The 22,804-nt window shown below is 70.7% G+C and carries 26 protein-coding genes; 14 read left to right on the forward strand and 12 right to left on the reverse strand.

What is annotated here, in order from left to right:
* A partial coding sequence (locus AOK23_RS10615) for an FAD-dependent monooxygenase (RefSeq protein WP_055712494.1) occupies positions 1-1,220 on the reverse strand: 1,220 nt, incomplete at its 3' end.
* Positions 1,220-2,614, reverse strand: coding sequence for an MFS transporter (locus AOK23_RS10620; RefSeq protein WP_055712495.1), 1,395 nt, complete (start codon positions 2,612-2,614; stop codon positions 1,220-1,222). The genes AOK23_RS10620 and AOK23_RS10615, both read right to left, overlap by 1 nt.
* Before the next feature lie 102 nt (positions 2,615-2,716).
* Between AOK23_RS10620 and AOK23_RS10625 the strand changes: the two genes are divergently transcribed.
* The 3 genes from AOK23_RS10625 to AOK23_RS10635 all read left to right on the forward strand — a co-directional run bounded on the left by AOK23_RS10625 (position 2,717) and on the right by AOK23_RS10635 (position 4,487).
* Positions 2,717-3,349 carry a TetR/AcrR family transcriptional regulator gene (locus AOK23_RS10625; RefSeq protein ID WP_055712496.1) on the forward strand — a complete coding sequence of 211 codons (633 nt, stop codon included), beginning with the start codon at positions 2,717-2,719 and terminating at the stop codon, positions 3,347-3,349.
* A gap of 116 nt (positions 3,350-3,465) precedes the next feature.
* Positions 3,466-3,900, forward strand: coding sequence for a VOC family protein (locus AOK23_RS10630; protein ID WP_055712497.1), 435 nt, complete (start codon positions 3,466-3,468; stop codon positions 3,898-3,900).
* Between the two features lie 53 nt (positions 3,901-3,953).
* Positions 3,954-4,487, forward strand: a complete 534-nt coding sequence (locus AOK23_RS10635) for a GNAT family N-acetyltransferase (RefSeq protein WP_055712498.1) — start codon at positions 3,954-3,956, stop codon at positions 4,485-4,487.
* A gap of 40 nt (positions 4,488-4,527) precedes the next feature.
* Here the strand turns inward: AOK23_RS10635 and mraY are convergent, their stop codons facing one another.
* Positions 4,528-5,595 carry a phospho-N-acetylmuramoyl-pentapeptide-transferase gene (gene mraY, locus AOK23_RS10640; RefSeq protein ID WP_055712499.1) on the reverse strand — a complete coding sequence of 356 codons (1,068 nt, stop codon included), beginning with the start codon at positions 5,593-5,595 and terminating at the stop codon, positions 4,528-4,530.
* Between the two features lie 300 nt (positions 5,596-5,895).
* On the opposite strand from mraY, the gene AOK23_RS10645 reads away from it, so the two are divergent.
* Positions 5,896-6,396: a hypothetical protein gene (locus tag AOK23_RS10645; protein ID WP_055542466.1), complete on the forward strand. Its 501-nt coding sequence runs from the start codon at positions 5,896-5,898 to the stop codon at positions 6,394-6,396.
* A 91-nt stretch (positions 6,397-6,487) separates the two neighbouring features.
* On the opposite strand, the gene AOK23_RS10650 is transcribed toward AOK23_RS10645, so the two are convergent.
* The 3 genes from AOK23_RS10650 to AOK23_RS10660 all read right to left on the reverse strand — a co-directional run bounded on the left by AOK23_RS10650 (position 6,488) and on the right by AOK23_RS10660 (position 9,588).
* Positions 6,488-7,456 (reverse strand): aldo/keto reductase, encoded by a 969-nt coding sequence (locus tag AOK23_RS10650; RefSeq protein WP_055712500.1) that lies wholly within the window; start codon positions 7,454-7,456, stop codon positions 6,488-6,490.
* Positions 7,457-7,508: 52 nt separating this feature from the next.
* Positions 7,509-8,825 carry an MFS transporter gene (locus tag AOK23_RS10655; RefSeq protein ID WP_055712517.1) on the reverse strand — a complete coding sequence of 439 codons (1,317 nt, stop codon included), beginning with the start codon at positions 8,823-8,825 and terminating at the stop codon, positions 7,509-7,511.
* A 157-nt stretch (positions 8,826-8,982) separates the two neighbouring features.
* On the reverse strand, positions 8,983-9,588 hold the full coding sequence (locus AOK23_RS10660; protein ID WP_420823699.1) for a LysE/ArgO family amino acid transporter: 606 nt from the start codon (positions 9,586-9,588) through the stop codon (positions 8,983-8,985).
* A gap of 78 nt (positions 9,589-9,666) precedes the next feature.
* Here AOK23_RS10660 and AOK23_RS10665 point away from each other — a divergent pair, with 78 nt between their 5' ends.
* Complete coding sequence (locus tag AOK23_RS10665) at positions 9,667-10,578, forward strand: LysR family transcriptional regulator ArgP (RefSeq protein ID WP_055712502.1); 912 nt, start codon at positions 9,667-9,669, stop codon at positions 10,576-10,578.
* Positions 10,579-10,632: 54 nt separating this feature from the next.
* On the opposite strand, the gene AOK23_RS10670 is transcribed toward AOK23_RS10665, so the two are convergent.
* Positions 10,633-11,271, reverse strand: coding sequence for an NUDIX domain-containing protein (locus AOK23_RS10670; protein ID WP_055712503.1), 639 nt, complete (start codon positions 11,269-11,271; stop codon positions 10,633-10,635).
* 101 nt (positions 11,272-11,372) lie between these two features.
* On the opposite strand from AOK23_RS10670, the gene AOK23_RS10675 reads away from it, so the two are divergent.
* On the forward strand, positions 11,373-12,047 hold the full coding sequence (locus AOK23_RS10675) for an AIM24 family protein (protein WP_055712504.1): 675 nt from the start codon (positions 11,373-11,375) through the stop codon (positions 12,045-12,047).
* An 85-nt stretch (positions 12,048-12,132) separates the two neighbouring features.
* Positions 12,133-12,759, forward strand: coding sequence for an alpha-ketoglutarate-dependent dioxygenase AlkB (locus tag AOK23_RS10680; protein ID WP_055712505.1), 627 nt, complete (start codon positions 12,133-12,135; stop codon positions 12,757-12,759).
* A gap of 65 nt (positions 12,760-12,824) precedes the next feature.
* Here the strand turns inward: AOK23_RS10680 and AOK23_RS10685 are convergent, their stop codons facing one another.
* Positions 12,825-14,036 carry an FAD-dependent monooxygenase gene (locus tag AOK23_RS10685; protein WP_206336178.1) on the reverse strand — a complete coding sequence of 404 codons (1,212 nt, stop codon included), beginning with the start codon at positions 14,034-14,036 and terminating at the stop codon, positions 12,825-12,827.
* Between the two features lie 339 nt (positions 14,037-14,375).
* Here AOK23_RS10685 and melC1 point away from each other — a divergent pair, with 339 nt between their 5' ends.
* A complete protein-coding gene (gene melC1, locus AOK23_RS10690; protein WP_055712507.1) occupies positions 14,376-14,744 on the forward strand; it encodes an apotyrosinase chaperone MelC1 in 369 nt (122 codons plus the stop codon).
* A 52-nt stretch (positions 14,745-14,796) separates the two neighbouring features.
* Positions 14,797-15,624, forward strand: a complete 828-nt coding sequence (gene melC2 / locus AOK23_RS10695; RefSeq protein ID WP_055712508.1) for a tyrosinase MelC2 — start codon at positions 14,797-14,799, stop codon at positions 15,622-15,624.
* A 4-nt stretch (positions 15,625-15,628) separates the two neighbouring features.
* Here the strand turns inward: melC2 and AOK23_RS10700 are convergent, their stop codons facing one another.
* On the reverse strand, positions 15,629-16,351 hold the full coding sequence (locus tag AOK23_RS10700; protein WP_055712509.1) for a ribonuclease H family protein: 723 nt from the start codon (positions 16,349-16,351) through the stop codon (positions 15,629-15,631).
* 64 nt (positions 16,352-16,415) lie between these two features.
* Positions 16,416-17,222, reverse strand: a complete 807-nt coding sequence (locus AOK23_RS10705; RefSeq protein ID WP_055712510.1) for a VOC family protein — start codon at positions 17,220-17,222, stop codon at positions 16,416-16,418.
* Positions 17,223-17,428: 206 nt separating this feature from the next.
* Between AOK23_RS10705 and AOK23_RS10710 the strand changes: the two genes are divergently transcribed.
* The 3 genes from AOK23_RS10710 (at position 17,429) to AOK23_RS10720 (ending at position 19,663) form a co-directional block, all read left to right on the forward strand.
* Positions 17,429-17,863 carry a hypothetical protein gene (locus AOK23_RS10710; RefSeq protein WP_055712511.1) on the forward strand — a complete coding sequence of 145 codons (435 nt, stop codon included), beginning with the start codon at positions 17,429-17,431 and terminating at the stop codon, positions 17,861-17,863.
* 83 nt (positions 17,864-17,946) lie between these two features.
* Positions 17,947-18,621: a DUF3105 domain-containing protein gene (locus AOK23_RS10715; RefSeq protein ID WP_055712512.1), complete on the forward strand. Its 675-nt coding sequence runs from the start codon at positions 17,947-17,949 to the stop codon at positions 18,619-18,621.
* A 121-nt stretch (positions 18,622-18,742) separates the two neighbouring features.
* Positions 18,743-19,663, forward strand: a complete 921-nt coding sequence (locus AOK23_RS10720) for an SGNH/GDSL hydrolase family protein (protein WP_055712513.1) — start codon at positions 18,743-18,745, stop codon at positions 19,661-19,663.
* A 62-nt stretch (positions 19,664-19,725) separates the two neighbouring features.
* Here the strand turns inward: AOK23_RS10720 and AOK23_RS10725 are convergent, their stop codons facing one another.
* On the reverse strand, positions 19,726-20,730 hold the full coding sequence (locus tag AOK23_RS10725; RefSeq protein ID WP_055712514.1) for a TerC family protein: 1,005 nt from the start codon (positions 20,728-20,730) through the stop codon (positions 19,726-19,728).
* Positions 20,731-20,890: 160 nt separating this feature from the next.
* Entirely contained in the window at positions 20,891-21,373 is a 483-nt protein-coding gene (locus AOK23_RS10730; protein WP_055712515.1) for a VOC family protein, read from the reverse strand.
* A gap of 221 nt (positions 21,374-21,594) precedes the next feature.
* On the opposite strand from AOK23_RS10730, the gene AOK23_RS10735 reads away from it, so the two are divergent.
* Complete coding sequence (locus AOK23_RS10735) at positions 21,595-22,251, forward strand: ATP-dependent Clp protease proteolytic subunit (RefSeq protein WP_055712516.1); 657 nt, start codon at positions 21,595-21,597, stop codon at positions 22,249-22,251.
* The coding region (locus AOK23_RS10740) for a ClpP family protease (protein WP_055712518.1) at positions 22,251-22,804 on the forward strand (554 nt) is incomplete at its 3' end. The genes AOK23_RS10735 and AOK23_RS10740, both read left to right, overlap by 1 nt.

Raw genomic sequence — 22,804 nt, forward strand, 5'->3', positions numbered from 1 at the left:
GTGCTCGTGCTCGTGCTCGTGGGCAGGGTGAGGGCCGAGTGGGCGGGTCGCCCTTCCCCGGAGGGTGCCGCGGCGAGTGCGCGCAGCATGTCGTTGCGCCGCGCCAACGCCTCGGTAGTGGTCGGGAAGAGGGTGGCGTCGCCCTCGCCGACCTGGTTCTGGTTGACGGTCACGAACTCTCGGGTGGTCTGTTCGTAGGCGGCGAAGCTCGCGGCGTGGTCCCGGCCGGACAGGGATGCGGCGAGCATGTACGCGCCGACGAGCGCGAGGCTGGTGCCCTGCCCGGTGAGGAACGAGGGCGCGTACGCGGCGTCGCCCACCAGCGCGACCCTGCCGCCGGACCAGCTGGGCATGCGGATCTGGCTGACCCCGTCGAAGTACAGGTCGTCCGCTGCGCGCATGGCGGTGAGGATGTCCGGGACCCGCCATCCGGCGTCGGCGAAGACCTCGGCGACCAGGTCCCGTTGGGCCCGCGGGTCCCGGAACAGGTCGAACGGCGGTTCCGGGCGGGCGAGGGCCAGCAGGGCGTGCACCTCGGCGACGTCGCCCGCGGCGTAGAGCGCGGCCGCCCTGCCCGGGGTGTTCCACAGCACGGTCTCGTGGGAGAGCCCGAAGGTGTCGCGCAGGGTGAATGCGGCGAAGCAGAAGCCGAGGTAGTGGTGGAAACGTTCCTCGGGGCCGAACAGGAGCGCGCGGGTACGGGAGTGCAGACCGTCCGCGCCGAACACCAGGTCGAACGTACGCCCGCTGCCGCGGCGGAAGGTGACGTCGACCCCGTCGCCGGTCTGGTCGAGGGTGTCGATGGAGTCGTCGTACAGGAACTCCACGTCGTCCCGGACCGCCGTGTGGAGCAGGTCGGTCAGGTCGCCGCGCGGCACCTCCAGATCCCGTCCCGCGACTCCGCCGGTGACGGTGTGCGGGTCGACCGAGGCCACCTCGCGGCCGTCCCCGTCGAGGAAGGTCAGCCGGCGCAGGTCGACGTGCGCGTCCCGCAGCCGCGGCAGGACCCCCATCCCCCGGACGACCTCGACGGCGGTGCCGCGTACGTCGACGGGGTAGCCGCCGCGACGCGGTGTGGCCGCCTTCTCAACCAGGGTGACGCGTAAGCCCTGGCGGTTCAGCCAGTACGCGAGGGTGAGCCCGGCGACGCCGGCCCCGGAGACGAGGACGTGGCGGGGCGGCGTGGAGCGGGTGTTCCGCGACCGATCGGTGGGGGGCATCACTTGACTCCTTCGTTCATGGTGCGGGTGAGCAGGAGGGACAGCGCCGTCACGGCGCCCGCGACGACGAAGCCGGTGACGAAGGCCGATTCGGCGGGGATCTGCGACCCTGCGGGGGTCCCGGCCGTGAGGAGCGCGCCGCTGAGCTGCACACCCACGGCGAAGCCGATCACCCGCGTCACGAGAACCAGGCCGGTGGCGATGCCGGTGTCGCCGTGTTCGACGGAGGTGGCGGTGCCGGTCACCAGCGCCGTGACGCACAGGCCGTTGGCCAGCGCGATCAACGCCTTGCCGAGGACGAGGTGCCAGACCTCGGTGTGTACGGCCGCCAGGGTGATCAGGGCGGCGGCCATCAGGACGATCCCGGTGGTGACCACGGGGCGCGTGCCGAATCGCCGTGTCCCGATCCCGCCGAGCGGCCCGGCCAGGGACGCGGCCAGGGCGCCGGGCAGCAGGAAGAACCCGATCTCGGTGGCGCCGGCCCCGAAGCCGTACGCGTCGGTGGGCACCGCGAACAGCTGCGGGACCAGGTAGACCGCGGCCGACGTACCGACGCAGATCACGAACGTCAGCACGCACGACTTCCACACCTCGGGCCGTGCCAGCATGCGCAGATCGACCATCGGTGTGGCCGCACGACGCTCGACGGCCGTCCATCCGGTCGCGAGGGCGGCCAGCACCACGACGAGGGCGCCGACCATGAGGGGCTGGGAGCCTATGTCGGGTGCCGTCGCGAGGACGAGCATGAGCGTGACCAGAGTGCCGCTGAGGAGGACCAGGCCGGGCCAGTCGATGGCGGCACCGCCGGAACGGGCGGGCGGATCATGCGGCATGAGCCCGTTCACCAGGATGGTGGCGCCGATGACCGCGATCGTCGGCAGCGCGAACATCCAGTGGCGCGACAGCCCTTCCGCGACCGGACCTGCCGACAGCGTTCCCGCCATCCCGCCCACGACGAACAATCCGCTGACCGTCCCGATGGCCACCTTCGACTCGCCCGCGGGCAGATGGTCGCGCGCCAGGATGAACGACAGGGGCAGCGCGCCCACCATCGCGCCTTGCAGCACCTGACCGAGCAGCAGCACCGGCAGGTTGGGCGCGAGGGCGGACACCAGGCCACCGACGGACACCACCGCCATCAGCCGGATCAGGACCCGTTTACCGCCGTAGCGGTCACCTAAGGTGCCGGCGACCGGGGTGACGAGCGCGCCGGTGATCAGCAGCATGATGCTGATCAAGGCCCCTTCGGCGGGGCTCATCCCCAGTTCGCGTTGCAGGAGCGGAAGCGTCGGCGTCACCACCGACTCCAGGGCACCGGTGGCGACAGCCAGCGCGCCGAGGGCACCCACAGCGGCCCTCCCGACACGGGCCGGGGGAGCAAGAGTCGCGGTCATGGACATCCTTTCCGTCAAAGCCGGGCGGGCGAGGGAACGGCTGTACGTTTGCAGCTCACAACTACACTACACCGTGCAGTGTAGGACGGTTAGGATGTGGCCATGCCGACCACGAAGACCCTGCGTGAGGGGTCCACGCCCAAGCGGGCGGCCATCCTCACGGCCGCCCGGGAACTGTTCCTCGCCGACGGCTTCGACCGATCCAGCGTCGACGCCGTCGCCGCCCGGGCCGGGGTCTCCAAGCGGACGGTGTACGACTACTTCGGCGACAAGCGGACCCTGCTGCAGGCGGTCGTCGACGCCGTCGGCCAGTCGCTGATCACCACGATTCGGAGCACCCTCGACGAGACCCTCACCGACCGCACCGGGGACGCCGACCTCGAGGACGCCTTGATCTCGTTCTCGATGCGCATCGCGACCGACATGCTCGGCTCGGCGGAGTACGCGACGCTGCAACGCCTGGTCCGGGCGGAGTCCGGCCATCTGCCGCAACCGGGCTACAACTCCATGGCCGACACTCCCGACGAGGCGCTCGCCGAGCGGTTCGCCGCCTTCGGCGCGGCCGGGCTGCTCGACGTCCCCGATCCCCGCCTCGCGGCCGACCAGTTCATCGCGCTGACCTTCGGTGTCGCGCTGGACCGGCTCGGTTCCGCGAACGCGGCGCAGGACGACCGCGTCCGGCCCCTGGTGGTCGAGGGGGTACGGACGTTCCTCCGGGCCTACCGCCCCAGGTAGGCGGAGGCCGACACGGGAGGGCGACTGCGGCCTGCGGCGTCGGCGCACTCCCCTTCCGGTCGCATCCCCGCCGAATTCCCTTCGCGCGACCGCCCAGCAGGCGTTATGGTGCGCCGATGTCCACGATCAAGAAGTTCCAAGTCACCTTCGACTGCGCCGATCCCGAGCGTCTCGCCCGCTTCTGGTGCGAGGTGCTGGGGTACGTCGTACCGCCGCCGCCGGAGGGATTCGCGACATGGGACGCGTATGATCGCTCGCTGCCGCCCGAGCGACAGGGCCAGGGGTTCGCGTGCGGCGATCCCACGGGTGTGGGCCCCCGCCTGTACTTCCAGCGCGTCCCCGAGGGCAAGGTCGTCAAGAACCGGGTGCATCTGGACGTGCGGATCGGCACCGGGCTGGTGGGCGACGAACGCCTGGCCGCCCTCGAAGCCGAGTGCGCACGGCTGGTCGCGCTCGGCGCGGTCCGCGAGCGGCTGCTGCGGGCCGACGGAGTCTACGAGTCGTGCATCGTCATGCGGGACATCGAGGGCAACGAGTTCTGCCTTGACTGAGCCCCGCCGATAATCGCTCGCGGCACGGCCCAAGATCACATTAGGTTGGCCCGATGTCCGAACTGCGAACCGACCGACTCCTGTTGCGCGCGTGGCGGGAGTCCGATCTCGCCCCCTGGGCGGCCATGAACGCCGATCCCGAGGTGCGCGCGTACTTTCCGGAACTGCTCACGACCGAGCAGAGCGACGCGTCCGTCGCCCGATTCCAGGCCGATCTCGACCGACGGGGCTGGGGATGGTGGGCCGTGGAGGTGCGGGCCACCGGGGAGTTCATCGGGTTCACCGGCCTCGATCCGGTGGAGGACGACATGCCGTTCACCGGTGTGGAGGCGGGCTGGCGCCTCACGCGTACGGCGTGGGGGCACGGCTATGCCACGGAGGCGGCCCGTGCCGCCGTGGACTTCGGCTTCCGGCGTCTCGACCTCGACGAGATCCTCGCGGTGACGGTGGCAACCAACCTCCGCTCGCAAGCGGTGATGCGCCGCATCGGCATGACCCATGACCCCGCCGACGACTTCGACGACCCGAGCATGCCGGAGGGCCCGTTGCGCCGCAGCGTGGTCTACCGGATCGGGCGAGCAGCGTAACCGCCGGGCAGCCGACGGGACTTCGCCGCACCCCGGCCGATCAGCCTGCCGCCCAGCCCGTGTAGAAGAGGCCGAGGCCGACGATCACGCAGATGCCCTGGATGGTCCAGAAGCGGACGACGACCAGGACTTCGGACCAGCCCTTGAGTTCGAAGTGGTGTTGCAGCGGGGCCATCCGGAAGACCCGTCGGCCGGTCAGCTTGAACGAACCGACCTGGATGATCACGGACAGGGTGATCAGGACGAAGAGTCCGCCGAGCACCACGAGCAGCAGCTCGGTGCGGGAGCAGATGGCGAGGCCCGCGAGCGCGCCGCCGAGGGCGAGCGAACCGGTGTCGCCCATGAAGATCTTGGCTGGTGAGGTGTTCCACCACAGGAACCCGAAGCAGGCGCCCATCAGCGCGGCGGCGACGACGGCCAGGTCGAGCGGATCGCGGACCTCTATACAGGAGGCGGGGTCGGTGAGTTCCATGGCGTTGGCGCAGGAGTTCTGGAACTGCCACAGACCGATGAAGGTGTAGCCGCCGAAGACCATGACGGACGCGCCGGTCGCCAGTCCGTCGAGTCCGTCGGTGAGGTTCACGCCGTTCGACATGGCGAGGATCATGAACAGTGCCCAGACGACGAACAGGACCGGCCCGATGGTCCAGCCGAAGTCCGTGACGAAGGACAGCTTGAGCGAGGCGGGCGTCTGGCCCCGCTCGTCCGCGAACCGGATGGCCAGCACGGCGAAGACGATGCCGACGATCAGCTGGCCGGCCATCTTCGCCCCGGCCCGCAGCCCCAGCGAACGCCGCTTGACGATCTTGATGTAGTCGTCGAGGAAGCCGACGACGCCCATGCCCGCCATCAGGAACAGCACCAGGACACCGGGGTAGGTGGGGCTCTCTCCGGTGAGGATCTTGGTCAGGGCGTAGGCGACCACGGTGGCCAGGATGAAGGCGATGCCGCCCATGGTCGGGGTGCCGCGCTTGCTGGCGTGCTCGCGGGGGCCGTCGTCGCGGATGTACTGGCCGTATCCCTTGCGGGCCAGCAGCTTGATCAGCAGGGGTGTGCCGATGAGCGTCAGGAACAGTCCTATGGCCCCGGCGTACAGGATCTGGTTCATGGGTCGGCGGTCTCCCCCTCGGCCTCACTCTGGTCGGCGACCGCCTCGTCGGACTCGCGGGCTGTCACGGACGACACCCTATGCCGACGCTCGATCTTCGCCCGACGGCGGGTAGTTGACCGCCGGGGCCGGGCCGCTCGCAGGCCGTCGGCACCGGTGGTCCCCGGGGGCCGGCGACTGCGACCGGCCAGTGTGAGCCCCCGTCAGCCGACGCGACCCGCCGCGACGCGCGTGATCCGCCGTCAGCGCACGGCGGAATCGGCTTGGGGCGCCGGTCGTGGAGCTGAGAGACTGCACGCCATGGCCTCGCTCACTCCCGCACGCGCCCTGCTGATGCTGACCACCGGGCTGACCTGTCTGCTGATGGCGGGCGGCGCCCTCATCGGCGCGCTGCTCGGCGGTGGCCTCGTCGCGCTGGGGGCGGCGGTGTGCGCGGGTCTCGTGGGCATGGTGGGGTCGCTCATCGTGCGGCGGCGGGCGATGGCGCACTTCGCCATGGCGCAGCGTCAGGCGGGGCAGCGGGGGTACGCCGAGGGGATCGCGCACGGGGTGCTCATCCATGTGACCGCGTACGAGGCCGCGGTCTTCCCCCGTACCGGGCCGTTCGGGGTCACCGCCGAGGAGCGTGAGGCCCGGCGCACGATCGCCTACCGGATGGCCGCACTGGACGAGGTGCCGCAGCGGGTGCGGCTGGCCGCGGCGGACGCCCTCGCCCTGCTGGACAAGACCGACCGGGAGGGTGCCGAGGAGGCGCTGACCCGGCTCGCCACGACCGTGCGCCAGGAGTACACCCGGCCCTGACCCGCCCTCCGGGCGGGCGTCCGCGCACCGGTTCCCGCCCGGTCCGGCGCGCGGACGCCCGCACCCTGCGTCTCGTCCAGGCGCGTGGGACTTAGTGGCCGCTGATCGCGCGGGGCGTGTAGGGCCGCTCCAGCTCCTCGATCTCCTTCTCGGTGAGGGTGATGTCGAGGGCGGCCACCGCGTCGTCGAGGTGGTGGGGCTTGGTCGCGCCGACGATGGGGGCGGTGACGGTGGGCCGGCCCAGCAGCCAGGCCAGGGCGACCCGGGCGCGGGGGACGCCGCGCTCGCCGGCGATGCGGGTGACCGCGTCGACGATCTCACGGTCGCCCTCCTGGTAGAGGGTCCTGCCGAAGTTGTCGGCCTCGGTGCGTTCGGTGACGGTGCCCCAGTCGCGCGTGAGACGGCCGCGGGCGAGCGGGCTCCAGGGCAGCGTGGCCACACTCTGGTCCTCGCACAGCGGCAGCATCTCCCGCTCCTCCTCGCGGTAGAGGAGGTTGTAGTGGTTCTGCATGGACACGAACCGCGTCCAGCCGTTCGTCCGGGCCGTGTACTGCATCTTCGAGAACTGCCACGCGTACATGGAACTCGCCCCGATGTAGCGGGCCTTGCCCGCCTTCACCACGTCGTGCAGGGCCTCCATCGTCTCCTCGACCGGCGTGTTCGGGTCGAAGCGGTGGATCTGATAGAGGTCCACGTAGTCGGTGCCGAGGCGGCGCAGGCTGTTGTCGATCTCCGTCATGATCGCCTTGCGGGACAGTCCCCACGCGTTGGGGCCCTGGTGCATGGCGCCGTTGACCTTGGTGGCGATCACGATCTCGTCGCGCCGCGCGAACTCGGCGAGTGCGCTGCCGACGATCTCCTCGCTGGTGCCGTCGGAGTAGACGTTCGCCGTGTCGAAGAAGTTGAGCCCGGCGTCCAGCGCCCGACGGATCAGCGGGCGGGACGCCTCCTCGTCCAGCGTCCACTCGTGCGTGCCTCGCCCGGGGAGCCCGAAACTCATGCATCCCACGCAGATCCGGGACACGTCCAGACCCGTCGAACCGAGCTTCACGTACTCCATCGTCCGTACTCCTGCCTGTGGGGTGTGCGCCTGATGGGCAGCGTACGCAGGATCAAGGGCGTTCCTCCCCCGATATCCGGTAGCGCCGCAGGGCCGGGGTGACCGTCGCGAGGAGCAGGACGGCGGCGACGACCAGCAGGCCGCCGCCCGCCACGGCCGTACGCGCGCCGAAGGCCGAACCGGCGGTGCCGTGCAGGACGTCGGCGAGGCGGGGGCCGCCGGCGACGACCACGGTGAAGACGCCCTGCATGCGGCCGCGCATCTCGTCGGTGGCGGCGGACAGCAGGATCGCGCCGCGGAACACCATGGACACCATGTCCGCGACACCGGCGGCGACGAGGAACGCCACGGCGACCCACAGGCTGGTGCTCAGCCCGAACCCGGTGATGGCCGCGCCCCAGGCCAGGACGGCGAGGATGACCATCAGACCGTGCCGGGACGAACGGGAGAAGGTGCCGGACGTCAGCCCGCCGAGGACGGCCCCGATCGGGATGGCGGCGAACAGCAGACCGAGGGCCAGACCTTCCCCGTAAGGGGCGTAGGTGGTGTCGGCGAGCTGCGGGAACAGGGCGCGGGGCATGCCGAGGACCATCGCGATGATGTCGGCGAGGAACGACAGCAGCAGCACCTTGTGCAGGGCGATGTAGCGGAAACCGGCGGCGACCTCCCGCCAGCCGGCGCGCCGCGTCGTGGAGGAGTCCAGGGGCGGCAGGGCGGGCAGCTTGTATACCGCCCACAAGGTGACGCACAGGGCGAGGGCGTCGATCAGATACAGCTCCGCCAGGCCGATCACCGGGATGAGGGCACCCGCGAGCAACGGCCCCGCCACCAGGCCGAGTTGCATCACGGTCGAGCCGAGGGCGGCCGCGGCGGCCAGTTCACCGGCGGGGACGAGACGGGCGATGGAGGCGTTGCGGGCCGGTGAGTTGAGACCGAAGAACGCCTGCTGGACGGCGAGCAGCACCATCAGCACCCACACCGACGCGAGGCCGGTGACGGCCTGGACCCAGAACAGCACCGACGTGACGGCGATCCCGGTGTTGGTGACCAGGAGCAGGGTGCGGCGGTCCACGCTGTCGGCGACGGCACCTCCCCACAGTGCGAAGATCACCATGGGGAGGAGTCCGGCGAGGCTCGCGTAGCCCACCCAGGCCGAGGAGCCGGTGATGTCGTAGATCTGCTTGGGCACGGCGACGGCGGTCAGCTGGCTGCCGACCGCCGTGACGACGGTGGAGGACCACAGACGCCGGTAGGCGGGGCGGCGCAGCGGACGGGTGTCCAACGCGAAGCGGCGCCAGCCGCCGCGCGGCGCGGCCCCGGAGTCGCCTTCCGGGGCGGTGTCGTCGCCGGTGCTCTTGGTGGTGTCCACGCGCATCCCGTTGCTCGATACATCTTTTGATACGGGCCACCACTATCGCGGAGATCACCACCGCCGGGACAGCCGGTTTCACCGCCGTCTCACATGCTGTCGACGCGGCCACACGCCCGCCGGTCCCGCTGCCGCCGATGAGGCGTCGCTCCCCCGCTCACGCCCCGACGATCAGCATGCCGCCGAGGACGAGCATGGTGACGGCGACCAGGCCGTCCAGGGCGCGCCACGCCTCGGGGCGGGACAGATAGCGGCTGAGCAGTCGGGCTCCGAACCCCAGGGCGGCGAACCAGCACAGGCTCGCCAGGGCCGCGCCGATACCGAAGGTCCAGCGCAGGGGGCCGCGGTCGGCGGCGATGGAGCCGACCAGGAAGACGGTGTCGAGGTAGACGTGCGGGTTCAGCCAGGTCAGCGCCAGACAGGTGAGAACGGCCCGGCGCACCGAGCCGGCCGTTCCGCTGCCGGCGCGCAGCGCCTCCCCGGCGGGCCTGAGCGCGCGCCGGGCGGCGAGGATGCCGTACACGATGAGGAAGCCGCCGCCGACGAGGGCGACCACGGTGAGGACGGCCGGGAAGGCGACGACCACGGCGCCGACCCCGGCGACGCCGAGCGCGATCAGCACCGCGTCGGACAGGGCGCAGATCGCCACGACCGGGAGCACCGCGTCCCGGTGCAGTCCTTGGCGCAGGACGAAGGCGTTCTGGGCGCCGATGGCGACGATGAGGGAGAGGCCGGTGCCGAATCCGGCGCTGAGGGCGGTCATTTCGCTGATCACAGGGTCGACGCTAGAAAACGCGGCACCATTCGTACAGCTAAAGATTCTTACGTATCATTAGCTATCGTGATGTCCCAGCTTCCGCTCGATCTCGTCCGGACCCTGCTGGCCGTGGTGGACGAAGGCACGTTCGACGCCGCGGCCGGCGCGCTGCATGTGACGCCGTCGGCGGTCAGCCAGCGGGTCAAGGCCCTGGAGCAGCGTGTGGGCCGGGTCCTGCTGATCCGGGAGAAGCCGGTGCGGCCCACCGAGTCCGGCGAGGTGATCGTGCAGTTCGCCCGCCAGCTGTCCCGGCTGGAGCACGACGCGCACACCGCGCTCGGCATGACGGGCGCCGGGGAGGCGACCCGGGTGTCGATCGCGGTGAACGCGGACTCGCTGGCCACCTGGTTCCTGCCCGCCCTGACCCGGGTGCCGGAGGAGCTGCGGCCCTGTTACGAGCTGTTGCGCGAGGACGAGCAGCACACGGCCCGGCTGCTGCGCGAGGGGCTGGTGATGGCCGCGGTCACCTCGGCGCCGGACGCCGTGGCCGGCTGTTCCGTGCGGGCCCTCGGGCGGATGCGGTATCTGCCCGTCGCGGCTCCGGCCTTCGCGCGGCGGTGGTTCGGCGTCGGATCGGAGGTGCCGCTGGAGGAGGTGATCGTCGACGCGCCGGTGGTGTTCTTCGACCGGCGGGACGAGTTCCAGGACGCCTTCGTACGGCGGGTGACCGGAGGCCGCCCGGCCTCGGCGCGACGGCACTACGTGCCGACGTCGGAGGGTTTCGTCGACGCGGTGGTCGGCGGGATGGGCTGGGGCATGGTGCCCGCCACCCAGGCGGAGCCGCTGCTCTCGGCGGGACGACTGGTCGGCCTGGCCCCGGAGCGGGCCATGGACGCCCCGCTGTTCTGGCAGCAGTGGAAGCTGGACTCCCCGGCGCTGACCGCGGTCGCCGAGGCGGTCGCCGCCGAGGCCGCCGAGGCGCTGGAGGGCGCCTGACGGCCACGGCGTCGGGGGGGATCACGCCTTGAACGGGCCCTCCAACGCCGCCCATTACAGCAGCATGATGGTCTTGGCGTCGGCGATCTCCCCGCTGCGGATCATCTCCAGGGCGCGCCGGAAGGGCAGTTCGACGAGTTCGATGTCCTCGCCCTCCTCGTCCAGGCCGCCGCCTTCGTGGGTGCGGGTCGAGGGGCTGTACGGGGCGGCGAAGAAGCTGATCCGCTCGGTGACGGAGCCGGGGCTCATATAGACGTCGAAGACGTGCTGGATGTCGCCGATCGTGTGCCCCGTCTCCTCGACGACCTCACGGCGCACGGCGACCTCGGGATGCTCGTCCTCCTCGTCGAGCAGACCGCCCGGCGTCTCCACGAGCATGCCGTCGGTGTGGCCGTTGACGTACACGGGATAGCGGAACTGGCGGGTCAGGAGGACGGTTTCGCGTGCGGTGTCGTAGAGCAGCACGGTGGCGCCGTTGCCCCGGTCGTGCGTCTCGCGTTCCTGGGTGCTCCAGGTGCCGTCGGCGTGCTGGAAGTCGAAGGTGGTGGTGCGCTCCACGTACCAGTGGCAGGACAGCAGTTTCACGTCCCGCACCTTGACCCGCGGGTTGCCGGTGAGGTCGAGGCCCGTGCGGTCGAGTCCGGTGCGGCCCCGCCGGTCGGGGATGTCGACGCCGACGTTCTTGTTGGTCATGCCCGCTTTTACCATTCCGCTCCGGACGGTGCCAGGCGCCTCAATCCCCCTGCTCCGCGCGTCGCTTGGCGGAATCCGGGGATCCGGGCCAGCATGCCGGTATGAAGAGCGATCTTTTCTCCAACGAGCACATGATCCAGCCGGCGTACGCGCCGGGGATGAGTGTGCAGAACGCCAAGTCCATCAAGTACGCCGTCAACGGCGAGATGCTCGCGCGGCAGGGCGCGATGATCGCCTTCCGGGGGAACCTGCAGTTCGAACGCAAGGGTCAGGGCGTGGGCGGCATGCTCAAGCGCGCCGTCACCGGGGAGGGCCTGCCGCTGATGGCGGTGCGGGGTCAGGGTGAGGCCTGGTTCGCACACGAGGCGCAGAACTGCTTCATCGTCGACATCGAGCCGGGCGACGTGTTCACCGTCAACGGGCGCAACGTGCTGTGTTTCGACGCCACGCTGTCGTACGAGATCAAGACGGTGAAGGGCGCCGGCATGACCGGGGGCGGACTGTTCAACAGTGTGTTCACCGGCCAGGGCAAGCTCGGGCTCGTCTGCGACGGCAACCCGCTCGTCATCCCGGTCTCGCCGCAGCTCCCGGTGTTCGTCGACACGGACGCGGTGGTCGGCTGGACGGCCCACCTGCACACGTCGCTGCACCGCTCCCAGTCGTTCGGCTCGATGATCCGCGGCGGCTCCGGGGAGGCCGTGCAGCTGAAGCTGGAGGGCGAGGGATTCGTGGTCGTACGGCCGAGCGAGGTGACGGCGCAGACCCAGCAGCACTGACCGGAGGCGGGGAGGGGGCCAGGCCGCTCGGGCGGCGCACGCCCGTGATCGAACAGGCTTTCTATTGCCGAGGTAGGCTGCTGGTATGGCCATGCACCTCCAGGGCTCCCTCTTCGACCAGTCCGACGACCTTCGCCTCGGCCCTCTCGACGGGCTGAGCCGGCGCGAGCTGGGCGCCGGGGCCTGGGTCGATCTGCTGCCCGGCTGGCTCACCGGCGCCGACGCGCTGTTCACGCGGCTCGCCGAGGAGGTGCCCTGGCGGGCCGAGCGGCGGCAGATGTACGAGCAGGTCGTCGACGTACCCCGGCTGCTCGCCTTCTACGGCGTCGACGACCCGCTGCCGCACCCCGTCCTGGAGGAGGCCCGGGACGCCCTCTCCGCGCACTACGCCGAGGAACTGGGCGAGCCGTTCGCCACGGCGGGGCTGTGCTACTACCGCGACGGCCGGGACAGCGTGGCCTGGCACGGCGACCGGATCGGGCGCGGCGCCCGCGAGGACACGATGGTGGCCATCCTGTCCGTGGGCGACCCCCGCGATCTGGCCCTGCGGCCGCACGGCGGCGGGGAGACGCTGCGCTTCCCGCTGGGCCACGGCGACCTGATCGTGATGGGCGGCTCCTGTCAGCGCACCTGGGACCACGCGATCCCGAAGTCGACCCGGGCGGTGGGGCCGCGCATCAGCGTCCAGTTCCGGCCGCGGGGCGTCCACTAGACCGACGCCACGCGGCCCGTCGGCGCCCCCGACAGGGGCGCCCCTCTGCGGCTTCGCCGGGCCGTCTACTTGCGGGTCGCGAGCGCGCGGGACTGGGAGGTCCGTGCCAGCTTCGGGCCCAGCCAGCGCTTGAGGCGGCGCAACGCCTCCAGCCGGCCGGCGGCGCGGTCGAGACGGTAGTAGAGCTGCGGCGGGACGTACGGCAGCAGCGGCGAGTGCCGCTGACCGAGCAGGGCGAACATCTGCTCCGGGGGGAGGTGGATGTAGCGCGGGAGGTTCTCGTACCACTGGGCGCTGTAGCGGGCCGCGCTCTGGAGCCGGAGGAGGTCGGCCTTGCGCCGGCGCTCGTACGCGGCGAGCGCGGCCTCCTTGTCCGGCTGTGTCCCGAGCTCGCGCGCGAGGCAGATGGCGTCCTCCAGGGCGAGGGTGGTGCCGGCGCCGATGGAGTAGTGGGTGGTGTGGGCGGCGTCGCCGAGCAGGACGATGTCGCCGTGGCGCCAGGTGCGGTTGGTCAGGGTGCGGAAGGTGAGCCACTGGGCGGCGCCGTCGCCCTTCTCCCGGCCGATCAGCGGGTGTCCGTCGAGGATGTCGGCGAAGATCTTCTCCAACTGGGCCAGGCCGTCCGCCTCACCCATGGCGTCCATGCCGAGACCGGCGAGCGTCTCGGGAGAGCACTCGATGACGCAGGTGCTCTGCTCGCCGCTGAACGGGTAGCCGTAGGCCCAGATCCAGCCGTGGTCGGTCTCCTGGAACGAGAACGTGAACGAGTCGAAGACCTTGGTGGTGCCGAGCCAGATGTAGGCGTTGCGGCCGAGGGCGATGTCGCTGCCGAACCGATCGGCGTACCGCTCGCGCACCGCGCTGTTGACGCCGTCGCCCGCCACCACGAGGTCGGCGTCGGGCAGGTCGTCGGCGGTGACCTCGTGCTCGTACTCCACGCACACCCCGAGGGACCGGGCGCGTTCGGCGAGCAGTTCGAGCAGTCGGTGGCGGCCGATGCCGAAGCCCTCGTCGCCGGGCTGGACCGTCGTGCGGTCGCGGACGTGGGCCACCCCGCTGGTCCAGCTGACGGAGTTCTCGCTGATGGCGAGGGCCGTCTCGGGGTCTCCTTCGCGGAGCTTGTCCAGTAGCTCGGACCAGTAGGTCACGCCCCAGCCGTAGGTGGCTCCGGCGGGGTTCCGTTCATGGACGGTGATGTCGTGGGACGGGTCCTGACGCTTCATCAGGATCGAGAAGTACAGGCCTGCGGGTCCGCCGCCGACGCACGCGATCTTCACGCACACTCCCGTTTCGCTGCGCAAAGTGATCAGTTGACCACGAAGAGTAGCAGCGCGGGCGACCGTCCGGGTTCGCGTCACTTTGCGCGCGTGATCCCGGCCACGACGATCACACCACCGCCGCAAGATCATCGGCGGCGAGCGCCCCAGCGGGCGGAATATCTCCCTCCGTGCACGCTCGGGAGCCCTTCACAGCAAGATCATCTTCGTTCAAGCTTGTACGACATGTACTTAATTGTCCGGATCGCAGCCAACCGACTTTCGGTGATTTCTCCGGTGATCCACTCGGTCGATAGGCATGACGGGTCAACGCAATCCCCCATCCCAGGAGGTATCCGCATGCCTGAGATCACCCGTCGTCATGTCCTCGGGGCCGGAGCCGGAGCCGCCGTCGCGGTGGCCGTGACGACCGGCGTCTCCGCCCCGGCCGCGGTCGCCGACGACCACGACCACCACGGCGGGCCCGAGGCCTTCGACGAGGTCTACCGGGGGCGCCGGATACAGGGCAGGGCGACCGCGGGCGGCGGCCACCACCACGGCGCCGGCTACGCCGTGTACGTCGACGGGATCGAGCTGCACGTGATGCGGAACGCCGACGGCAGCTGGATCAGCGTCGTCAGCCACTACTCCCCCGTGCCGACCCCGCGCGCCGCCGCGCGCGCCGCGGTCGACGAACTCCAGGGCGCTCGTCTCGTCCCCTTCAACTGACCGCACCCGCACCACCACGAGCACCACCAGCACCACGAGGAGCCGCGCACCCATGACCATACGCAAGAACCAGGCCGCCCTGACCGCCGACGAGAAGCGACGCCTCGTCGCCGCGCTGATCGAGCTGAAGCGCTCCGGCCGCTACGACGCCTTCGTCACGACGCACAACGCGTTCATCCTCGGCGACACCGACAGCGGCGAGCGGACGGGCCACCGTTCGCCGTCCTTCCTGCCCTGGCACCGCAGATTCCTGCTGGAGTTCGAGCGGGCCCTGCAGTCCTTGGACCCCACGGTCGCCCTGCCCTACTGGGACTGGACGACGGACCGCACACCGCGTGCCTCGCTCTGGGCGCCGGACTTCCTCGGCGGCACCGGCCGCAGCCGTGACGGACAGGTGATGGACGGGCCGTTCGCCGCGTCCACCGGGAACTGGCCGATCAATGTGCGCATCGACGGGCGCACCTTTCTGCGCCGCGCCCTCGGGAGCGCGGTGCGGCAGCTGCCGACGCGGGCCGAGGTGGAGTCCGTCCTCGCGATGCCGACGTACGACATGGCGCCCTGGAACAGCGCGTCGGACGGATTCCGCAACCATCTGGAGGGCTGGCGGGGCGTCAACCTCCACAACCGCGTGCACGTCTGGGTGGGCGGCCAGATGGGGACCGGAGCCTCCCCCAACGACCCGGTCTTCTGGATGCACCACGCCTACATCGACAAGCTGTGGGCCGAGTGGCAGCGCCGCCACCCGGGCTCGACCTACCTGCCGGCAGCCGGCACCCCGAACGTGGTGGACCTCGACGAGACCATGAAGCCGTGGAACGACACGACCCCGGCCGCGCTGCTCGACCACACCCCGCACTACACGTTCGACGCAGTCGGCTAACCGGCTAGCCGGCTTCGGTCCGCTCCGTCGTACGGCACTCAGGGTGGCCCCAGCCCTGGTCGTTCTTGGCGATGGACTCGCCCGCGGCGTAGGAGCGGCCGCACACGCAGCGGCCGGGGAACTTCGCCTTGATCGTGCGGGACGAGGACGAGGACGCCCCGGCCCTGCCGCCGGTCTTGCCGGGCCTCTTCTTCGCCGGGGCCCGGCGGGCGGGGACCGTGTCGGGTGCGGCCGGGGGCTCCGGGGAGCCCAGTTCGCTGCCGGCGGGCTCCTGGGCGGTGGCCGCCTGGCTCGCCGCGCGGTCGGCGAAGTCGTTGAGGCGGTCGCCGTCGACCTGGTGGGCGGGGACGTAGCGGAACTCGACCGTGCGGCCGGCGAGCAGTTCGTCGATGCGGACGACCAGCTCCTGGTTGGCGACCGGCTTACCGGCGGCGGTCCGCCAGCCGTTGCGCTTCCAGCCGGGCAGCCAGGTGGTGACCGCCTTCATCGCGTACTGGGAGTCCATCCGGATCTCGATCGCGACATCCGGGTCGGTGGCGGCCAACAGCCGCTCCAGCGCCGTCAGTTCGGCGATGTTGTTGGTGGCCCTGCCCAGCGGGCCGGCCTCCCAGCGGGAGGGGATCTCGTCGTCCTCTGCCACCACCCAGGCCCAGCCCGCTGGCCCGGGGTTTCCCTTGGACGCTCCGTCACAGGCGGCCACAACACGTTCCGGCATGGCGTCGATCATGCCATGCGCGGGGGTGCGGTCCCGTCCATGGGCCCCGCTCCCCCGCCCCTGCCGTGCGGTCGGCTCAGTCCACCGCGCTCAGCTTCGGCATCTCGCCCTGGGTGTTGGTGACATCGATCACCGAGAACGAGGCACCCTGCGGGTCGCTGAGCGCCGCGAAGCGGCCGAAGGGGGTGTCCATCGGGCCGAAGCGGAGGACGCCGCCCAGCTTGGTGGCCTTGGCGACCGCGTCGTCGCAGTCGGCGACCGTGAAGTAGACGTTGATGTACGACGGCACCTCGGGCGGGAAGTCGTCGGTCATCTTCATCCGGCCGATCAGCGGCTCCTCCCCCAGGTCGAAGACCCGGAAGTCCATGCCGGGTTCGTCGGGGGCCTCCATCTGCCGGGCCCGGTAGCCGAAGACCGCCGGGAAGAAGGCGTCGGACTTCTCCACGTCGCGGGTGAAGATCTCGGCCCAGGCGTAGGCGCCGGGCACGCCCATCGCCTCGAAGCCCTCGTGGAGGCCCGCCTGCCAGACGCCGAAGACGACGCCTTCCGGGGAACGGGCGAGAAGCATGGAGCCGAAGTCGCCGACCTGCATCGGGTCCATCAGCAGTTCGCCGCCGTGCTCACGGATCCTGGCGCCGGTGGCGTGCACGTCGGAGGAGGCGAAGTACAGGCACCAGGCGGACTGGCCCTCCTGACCGGGCATCGGCGGGACGACCGCGGCCACCGCCTTGCCGCCCGCGTACGCCTGCGTGTAGTTGCCGTACTCGGAGGACGACTCGCCGAACGTCCAGCCCAGTACGTCGCCGTAGAAACTCTTGGCCCCCTCGATGTCGCCGAACATCGCGTCGGCCCAGCAGGGGACTCCCTCGGGACGTGCGGCCATGGCTGCCACTCTCCTCGGTTCGACAGGTGGTTTCCGCGGGTCTCACGCTAGCCAGGGGCCGCTTGGATCGCGCGCCGAACGGGACAGACCGCATGAAATCGCTCCGCCGGGGGGCGACAGCACCGGGGCGGAACCACGGCTGTGGGTCTTCTGATAATTTCGGCGACGCTCGCACTCCTGTTCACTCGACTCATCAGGTGCGCCCCATGTCCGGCCGACCGTTCCGACGTACGGCGATGCCGTGCGCCCGCGACCGGTGGGCGTACGCCGTGGTCGTCGTCTCGCTGGCGCTGGCCGCGTTCGTGCTGTCCTGTGTGGGCTCGCCTCCCGGTGAGGCTCGGAGGGCCGGTCCCCCGTTCACGGGGCCGGTGTTCTCCGGCGCGGCGACGGCGGGAGCGTCCGTCGTGGCGGCGCGGGCCGACCACGCGGAGCACGACCCGTGCGAAGAGGGCCCCGGACACGACTGCCACTCGTCCGACCCGCGGGCCGTTCTCGGCCACGCGCCGCTGCCGGGCGCCGACCACAGCACCGTGCCCTGGCAGCCCGCCGCCGGGCCCGCCGTGTCGGCGCTCGACCCGTCCCGGGACCCCTGCCGGGCCCGCCCGCCCGACCTCCACGTCCTGCAGTTGCTCCGGGTCTAGGCCGCCGCGCCGCACCCGAGACACCGACGACGACTCGCAGCACCGCCTGCCCGGGGAGGGCACGGCGGGGAGAGGGACATCCCGTGGCTACATCCAAGGCGAAGGCCGGCAAGAACCCCAAGGGCAACAAGGAGAGCGGCAAGAGCAGGGAGGCGGCGCGCCGCGCCCGCGTCGAGGAGATACGCAAGGCCGAGCAGGCCCGTGAGCGGCGGATGCGTCTGCTCACGCTCGGCGTCACCACGGTGATCCTCGCCGGGCTCGTCGGCGGCGGCTGGTTCCTGATCGACGCCGCGCAGGACAGGGAAGAGGCGAAGGCCGCACCGGTCGACGGCGTGAAGAGCTGGTCGAAGCTCACCCAGAACCACGTCAACGGGACCGTGGACTACAAGATGAGCCCGCCGGTGGGCGGTGACCACAACCAGGTGTGGGTGAACTGCGACAAGCAGGTGTACACCAAGGCCGTGCCGAACGAGAACGCGGTGCACGGGCTGGAGCACGGCGCGGTGTGGGTGACGTACAACGACAAGGCGGCGAAGGCGGACGTCGAGTCCCTGTCCGACCTGGTGAAGAAGACGTCGTACACCTTCATGAGCCCGTATGAGGACCAGTCGTCGCCGATCGTGCTGAGCGCCTGGGAGCACCAACTGAAGGTGGACAAGGCGTCCGACCCGCGGGTGCAGAAGTTCCTCGACAAGTACGTGCAGGGCGAGCAGACGCCGGAGCCGGGTGCCGCGTGCTCGGGCGGCATGACGCCGTGAGGTGAGCGCGCGGGGGCGTCCGGCCGCGCCGGGCGCCCTCGTGGCCGATGAAGGGCTTCCCCCTGGTGCCGGGCTGTGCTTGCCTGGTGAGCCGTTTCGGTGGCCGGGGCGGGAGTCGCGCATGCGCAAGCCGTGGATGGTGGGAGTGGCGGGGGCGGTGCTGTCCGCACTGCTGCTCGGCGGGTGCGGGGATCCGCAGGCGCCCCCGGACGAGGTGCCCTCGGCACCCTCGGCCCCGGACGCGTCGCCGACCACACGGCAGCGTGCGGCGACCACGTCCCCGGGCACGCCCGCCGCGAAGCCCGCGCCCGAGGTGCTGTACCTCGGGGACTCGATCGCCACGGAGAACCAGAAGGTCCTCGGCGAGTTACTGAAGGACGAACTGCACGCCCGGTACACGGCCGTCCCCTACTCCGGTACGACGCTGTGCGACTACCTGGAGGGCACCGCCGACCGGTCGCTCGTGCCGGCCGCCGACAAGGCGGCGGCGCTGGTGCGACGGCTGCGCCCGGACTACGTCGTGCTGCAGTTCTGGGGCAACGCGTGGGACTACACGCCGTGCATGGACGGCGTCACCTACGGGGAGGACCGCGCCGAGTACTTCTCCCGGTACGCGGCCGCGGCCGAGCGCCTCACCGACCAGATCGCGGGGGCGGGCGGCACGCGTCGGCCGACCATCGTGTGGGTGCTCCAGGGGCCGGACCCGATGACCCCGGACCGGGTCCGCCGGGTGAACGCCCTCTACGAGAAGCAGGCCGGGGCCTCCGGTGACCTCGTCGCCGACGCCGGCAAGGCCGTGAGCCCGGCGTCCGGGCGCTACACATGGGCGCAGTACCTGCCGTGCACCGCGTACGAGCGCGCGCACGACGGCTACTGCACCCAGCCTGACCGGGGCCGCACGGCCGTTCACCACGACAAGGACCTGCTGCACTTCTGCCTGGCCCCGACGACGTCGAAGCCGCGGCCGTGTCCGGTGCGCTCCCCCGGGGTCACGCGGATGGCCCGCGAGATCACCCGGGCCATCGCCGAGGCACGGTCCTAGCCCGGCCGTCGGGCTGGTCCTGACCCGGGCGGGGTCCGTTGCTCAGGCCTGCTGGGTGCTGCTCAGGCCTGCTGGGAGGCCTGCTCGGGGTCGGGGTCGGGGCCCTCGTCGGCGGGCAGGGCCTGCCGCTGGTTCCGCGTCGCCCACAGGCTCGTCGCGGTCGTCACACCGAGGACCAGGACGATGAACCCGAGGGAGAAGGGGATCGAGATCTCGGGGACGTGGACGCCGGACTCGTGCAGCGCGTGCAGGACGAGTTTGACGCCGATGAAGCCGAGGATGATCGACAGGCCGTAGGAGAGGTGGACCAACTTCTTCAGGAGGCCGCCGATGAGGAAGTACAGCTGGCGCAGGCCCATCAGGGCAAAGGCGTTGGCGGTGAAGACGATGTACGGGTCCTGGGTGAGGCCGTAGATCGCGGGGATCGAGTCGAGGGCGAAGAGGACGTCGGTGGAGCCGATCGCCAGCATCACGACGAGCATCGGCGTCATCACGCGCTTGCCGTTCTCCTCCACCCACAGCTTGGTGCCGTGATAGCGGTCGGCCACGCCGAATCGTTTCTCGACGGCCTTGAGCAGCTTGTTCTCCTCGTACTCCTCGTCATGGCTGTCCTTGCGGGCGTCCTGGACGAGCTTCCAGGCGGTCCAGACGAGGAAGGCGCCGAAGAGGTAGAAGACCCACGAGAAGCTGGAGATGATCGCCGCGCCGGCCGCGATGAACACGGCGCGGAGCACCAGCGCCATGAGGACGCCGATCATCAGGACGCGCTGCTGGTACTGCGAGGGCACCGCGAACTTCGCCATGATCAGCACGAAGACGAAGAGGTTGTCGACGCTCAGCGACTTCTCGGTGATGAACCCCGCGAAGAACTCCCCGGCGGGTTTCCCGCCGCCGAAGGCCAGCAGACCGAGGCCGAACGCGATGGCCAGGGCGACCCAGACGGCCGACCAGATCCCGGCTTCCTTGATCGACACGTCGTGGGGTTTGCGGCCGATGAAGAAGTCGACGGCGACCAGCACGCACAGGGCCACGACGGTGAGCAGCCAGGTGCTGAGGGAGACGTTCACTGTTCCTCCGGTGACGGATGGTGCACAGGAAAGCCTCATCGGGCCCCTTGATCGCCGCTACCCGGAGTAAGTAAAGAAACAGCGAGGATGTGGTGTGTGCCCTGGTGCGCGCCCTTTCGGGAGAACCGCGCACCAGGGTGGGGGCACCCCGCGCCGGTCGCTACTCGCCCGCGTACGCCTTCTCCAGGGCGGCGATGTCCAGCTTGCCCATCGACATCATCGCCGCGTTCGCCCGGGACGCCCGCTGCGGGTCGGGGTCGCTGATCATCTCCATGAGCCGGGTGGGGATGACCTGCCAGGACACGCCGAACCTGTCCTTGAGCCATCCGCAGGGACCCGGCTCGCCGCCGCCCTCGGTCAGCTTGCTCCAGTAGTGGTCGACCTCATCCTGGTCCGCGCAGAAGATCTGGAAGGAGATCGCCTCGGTGAACTTGTACATGGGGCCGCCGTTGAGAGCGAGGAACCGCTGGCCGTTGGCCACGAATTCGACGGCGAGGACGGCGCCGGCCGGGAGCGGCGCGCTCTCGGGGACGTGGGTGACCCGGCCCAGCCGGGAGTTCTTGAAGATCGAGACGTAGTGGGCGGCCGCTTCCTCGGCCTGGCCGTCGAACCACAGGCAGGTGGTGAAACCGTCGCTGGACATGTGTGCCTCCTCGGGCGGGATGTGTCGTCATCCCTGTCGACCGATCCTGATGCGGAAACTCATCGGCGGCGCGGGCACAAATCACGCGGCGCGCCTCGAAACCGGTGCGGCTCTGCTGTCGGCGAATCTGCCGCGGGCAGAGAAAGTCCAGGTGGGAGGCGGTCTCCGGGAAGAGTGGAGGCAGGCGGCCACAGTGGCCGCGTCACTCACCTGGAGGATGCATGGCTCCCCTGATCACCGGCTGGGCCCCGTCGCTCGCTCCGCGCGCGGAGGAGGGCGACACCCCGCCCTCCCGCTTCGACGACCATCTCGCCGCGCAGCTGCTCGGGCAGCGGATCGTGTTCCTCGGCACCCAGGTCGACGAGGTATCCGCCAACCGGGTCTGCGCGCAGTTGCTGCTGCTGTCGGCGGAGGACCCGCGCACCGACATCAGCCTGTACATCAACAGTCCCGGCGGTTCGGTGACGGCGGGGCTCGCCATCTACGACACGATGCGGCTGATCCCGAACGACGTGTCGACCCTCGTCATGGGTTTCGCGGCGAGCATGGGCCAGTTCCTGCTGACCGTGGGCACGCGCGGCAAGCGGTTCGCGCTGCCCAACGCACGGATCATGATGCACCAGCCGTCGGCGGGCATCGGGGGCACCGCCGCCGACATCGAGATCCAGGCGGAGAACCTGGAGTTCACCAAGCGGGCCATCGAGCGGATCACCGCGGAGCACACCGGCCAGACCCCGGAGACGATCGCCAGGGACGGCGACCGGGACCGCTGGTTCACGGCAGAGCAGGCGAGGGAGTACGGGATGGTCGACCGGGTCGTCGAGTCGCTCGACGACGTCCGCCCGGCCTCCTCCCGGCGACGGATGGGACTGCAGTGATGGGGACGTACACGATTCCGAACGTGGTGGAGCGGACCCCGCAGGGCGAGCGGTCGTACGACGTGTACAGCCGGCTGCTGTCCGAGCGGATCATCTTCCTGGGCACGGAGATCGACGACGGGGTGGCGAACGTCGTCATCGCGCAGCTGCTGCATCTGGAGTCTTCGGCGCCCGAGAGCGAGATCGCGATCTACATCAACTCGCCGGGCGGATCGTTCACTTCGCTGATGGCGATCTACGACACGATGTCGTTCGTGCGGGCGCCGATCTCGACGGTCTGCGTGGGGCAGGCGGCGTCCACGGCCGCGGTGCTGCTCGCGGGCGGGGACCCGGGACGGCGGTATGTGCTGGAGCACGCGCGCGTGCTGCTGGGGCAGCCGGCCAGCGGGGGCAGCCGCGGAACGGTGTCGGACCTCGCCCTCCAGGCCAAGGAGATGGCGCGGATCCGGGCCCAGGTCGAGGAGGTGCTGGCCCGGCACACCCACCATGACGTGGCGGACCTGCGGGCCGACATGGACCGCGACAAGGTGTTCACCGCGGCGGAGGCGGTGGC

The sequence above is a fragment of the Streptomyces torulosus genome (genome assembly GCF_001419765.1).
Lineage (GTDB): Bacteria > Actinomycetota > Actinomycetes > Streptomycetales > Streptomycetaceae > Streptomyces > Streptomyces torulosus.

Coding starts and splice junctions, on each gene's coding strand:
- AOK23_RS10680 (WP_055712505.1), top strand. CDS start 12,133: ATGGCCATGCACCTCCAGGGCTCCCTCTTCGACCAGTCCGACGACCTT.
- AOK23_RS10705 (WP_055712510.1), bottom strand. CDS start 17,222: ATGGCCGCACGTCCCGAGGGAGTCCCCTGCTGGGCCGACGCGATGTTC.
- AOK23_RS10620 (WP_055712495.1), bottom strand. CDS start 2,614: ATGACCGCGACTCTTGCTCCCCCGGCCCGTGTCGGGAGGGCCGCTGTG.
- AOK23_RS10650 (WP_055712500.1), bottom strand. CDS start 7,456: ATGGAGTACGTGAAGCTCGGTTCGACGGGTCTGGACGTGTCCCGGATC.
- AOK23_RS10710 (WP_055712511.1), top strand. CDS start 17,429: ATGTCCGGCCGACCGTTCCGACGTACGGCGATGCCGTGCGCCCGCGAC.
- AOK23_RS10700 (WP_055712509.1), bottom strand. CDS start 16,351: ATGATCGACGCCATGCCGGAACGTGTTGTGGCCGCCTGTGACGGAGCG.
- AOK23_RS10630 (WP_055712497.1), top strand. CDS start 3,466: ATGTCCACGATCAAGAAGTTCCAAGTCACCTTCGACTGCGCCGATCCC.
- AOK23_RS10730 (WP_055712515.1), bottom strand. CDS start 21,373: ATGTCCAGCGACGGTTTCACCACCTGCCTGTGGTTCGACGGCCAGGCC.
- AOK23_RS10675 (WP_055712504.1), top strand. CDS start 11,373: ATGAAGAGCGATCTTTTCTCCAACGAGCACATGATCCAGCCGGCGTAC.
- AOK23_RS10625 (WP_055712496.1), top strand. CDS start 2,717: ATGCCGACCACGAAGACCCTGCGTGAGGGGTCCACGCCCAAGCGGGCG.
- melC2 (WP_055712508.1), top strand. CDS start 14,797: ATGACCATACGCAAGAACCAGGCCGCCCTGACCGCCGACGAGAAGCGA.
- AOK23_RS10670 (WP_055712503.1), bottom strand. CDS start 11,271: ATGACCAACAAGAACGTCGGCGTCGACATCCCCGACCGGCGGGGCCGC.
- melC1 (WP_055712507.1), top strand. CDS start 14,376: ATGCCTGAGATCACCCGTCGTCATGTCCTCGGGGCCGGAGCCGGAGCC.
- AOK23_RS10660 (WP_420823699.1), bottom strand. CDS start 9,588: ATGACCGCCCTCAGCGCCGGATTCGGCACCGGCCTCTCCCTCATCGTC.
- AOK23_RS10645 (WP_055542466.1), top strand. CDS start 5,896: ATGGCCTCGCTCACTCCCGCACGCGCCCTGCTGATGCTGACCACCGGG.
- AOK23_RS10735 (WP_055712516.1), top strand. CDS start 21,595: ATGGCTCCCCTGATCACCGGCTGGGCCCCGTCGCTCGCTCCGCGCGCG.
- mraY (WP_055712499.1), bottom strand. CDS start 5,595: ATGAACCAGATCCTGTACGCCGGGGCCATAGGACTGTTCCTGACGCTC.
- AOK23_RS10720 (WP_055712513.1), top strand. CDS start 18,743: ATGCGCAAGCCGTGGATGGTGGGAGTGGCGGGGGCGGTGCTGTCCGCA.
- AOK23_RS10635 (WP_055712498.1), top strand. CDS start 3,954: ATGTCCGAACTGCGAACCGACCGACTCCTGTTGCGCGCGTGGCGGGAG.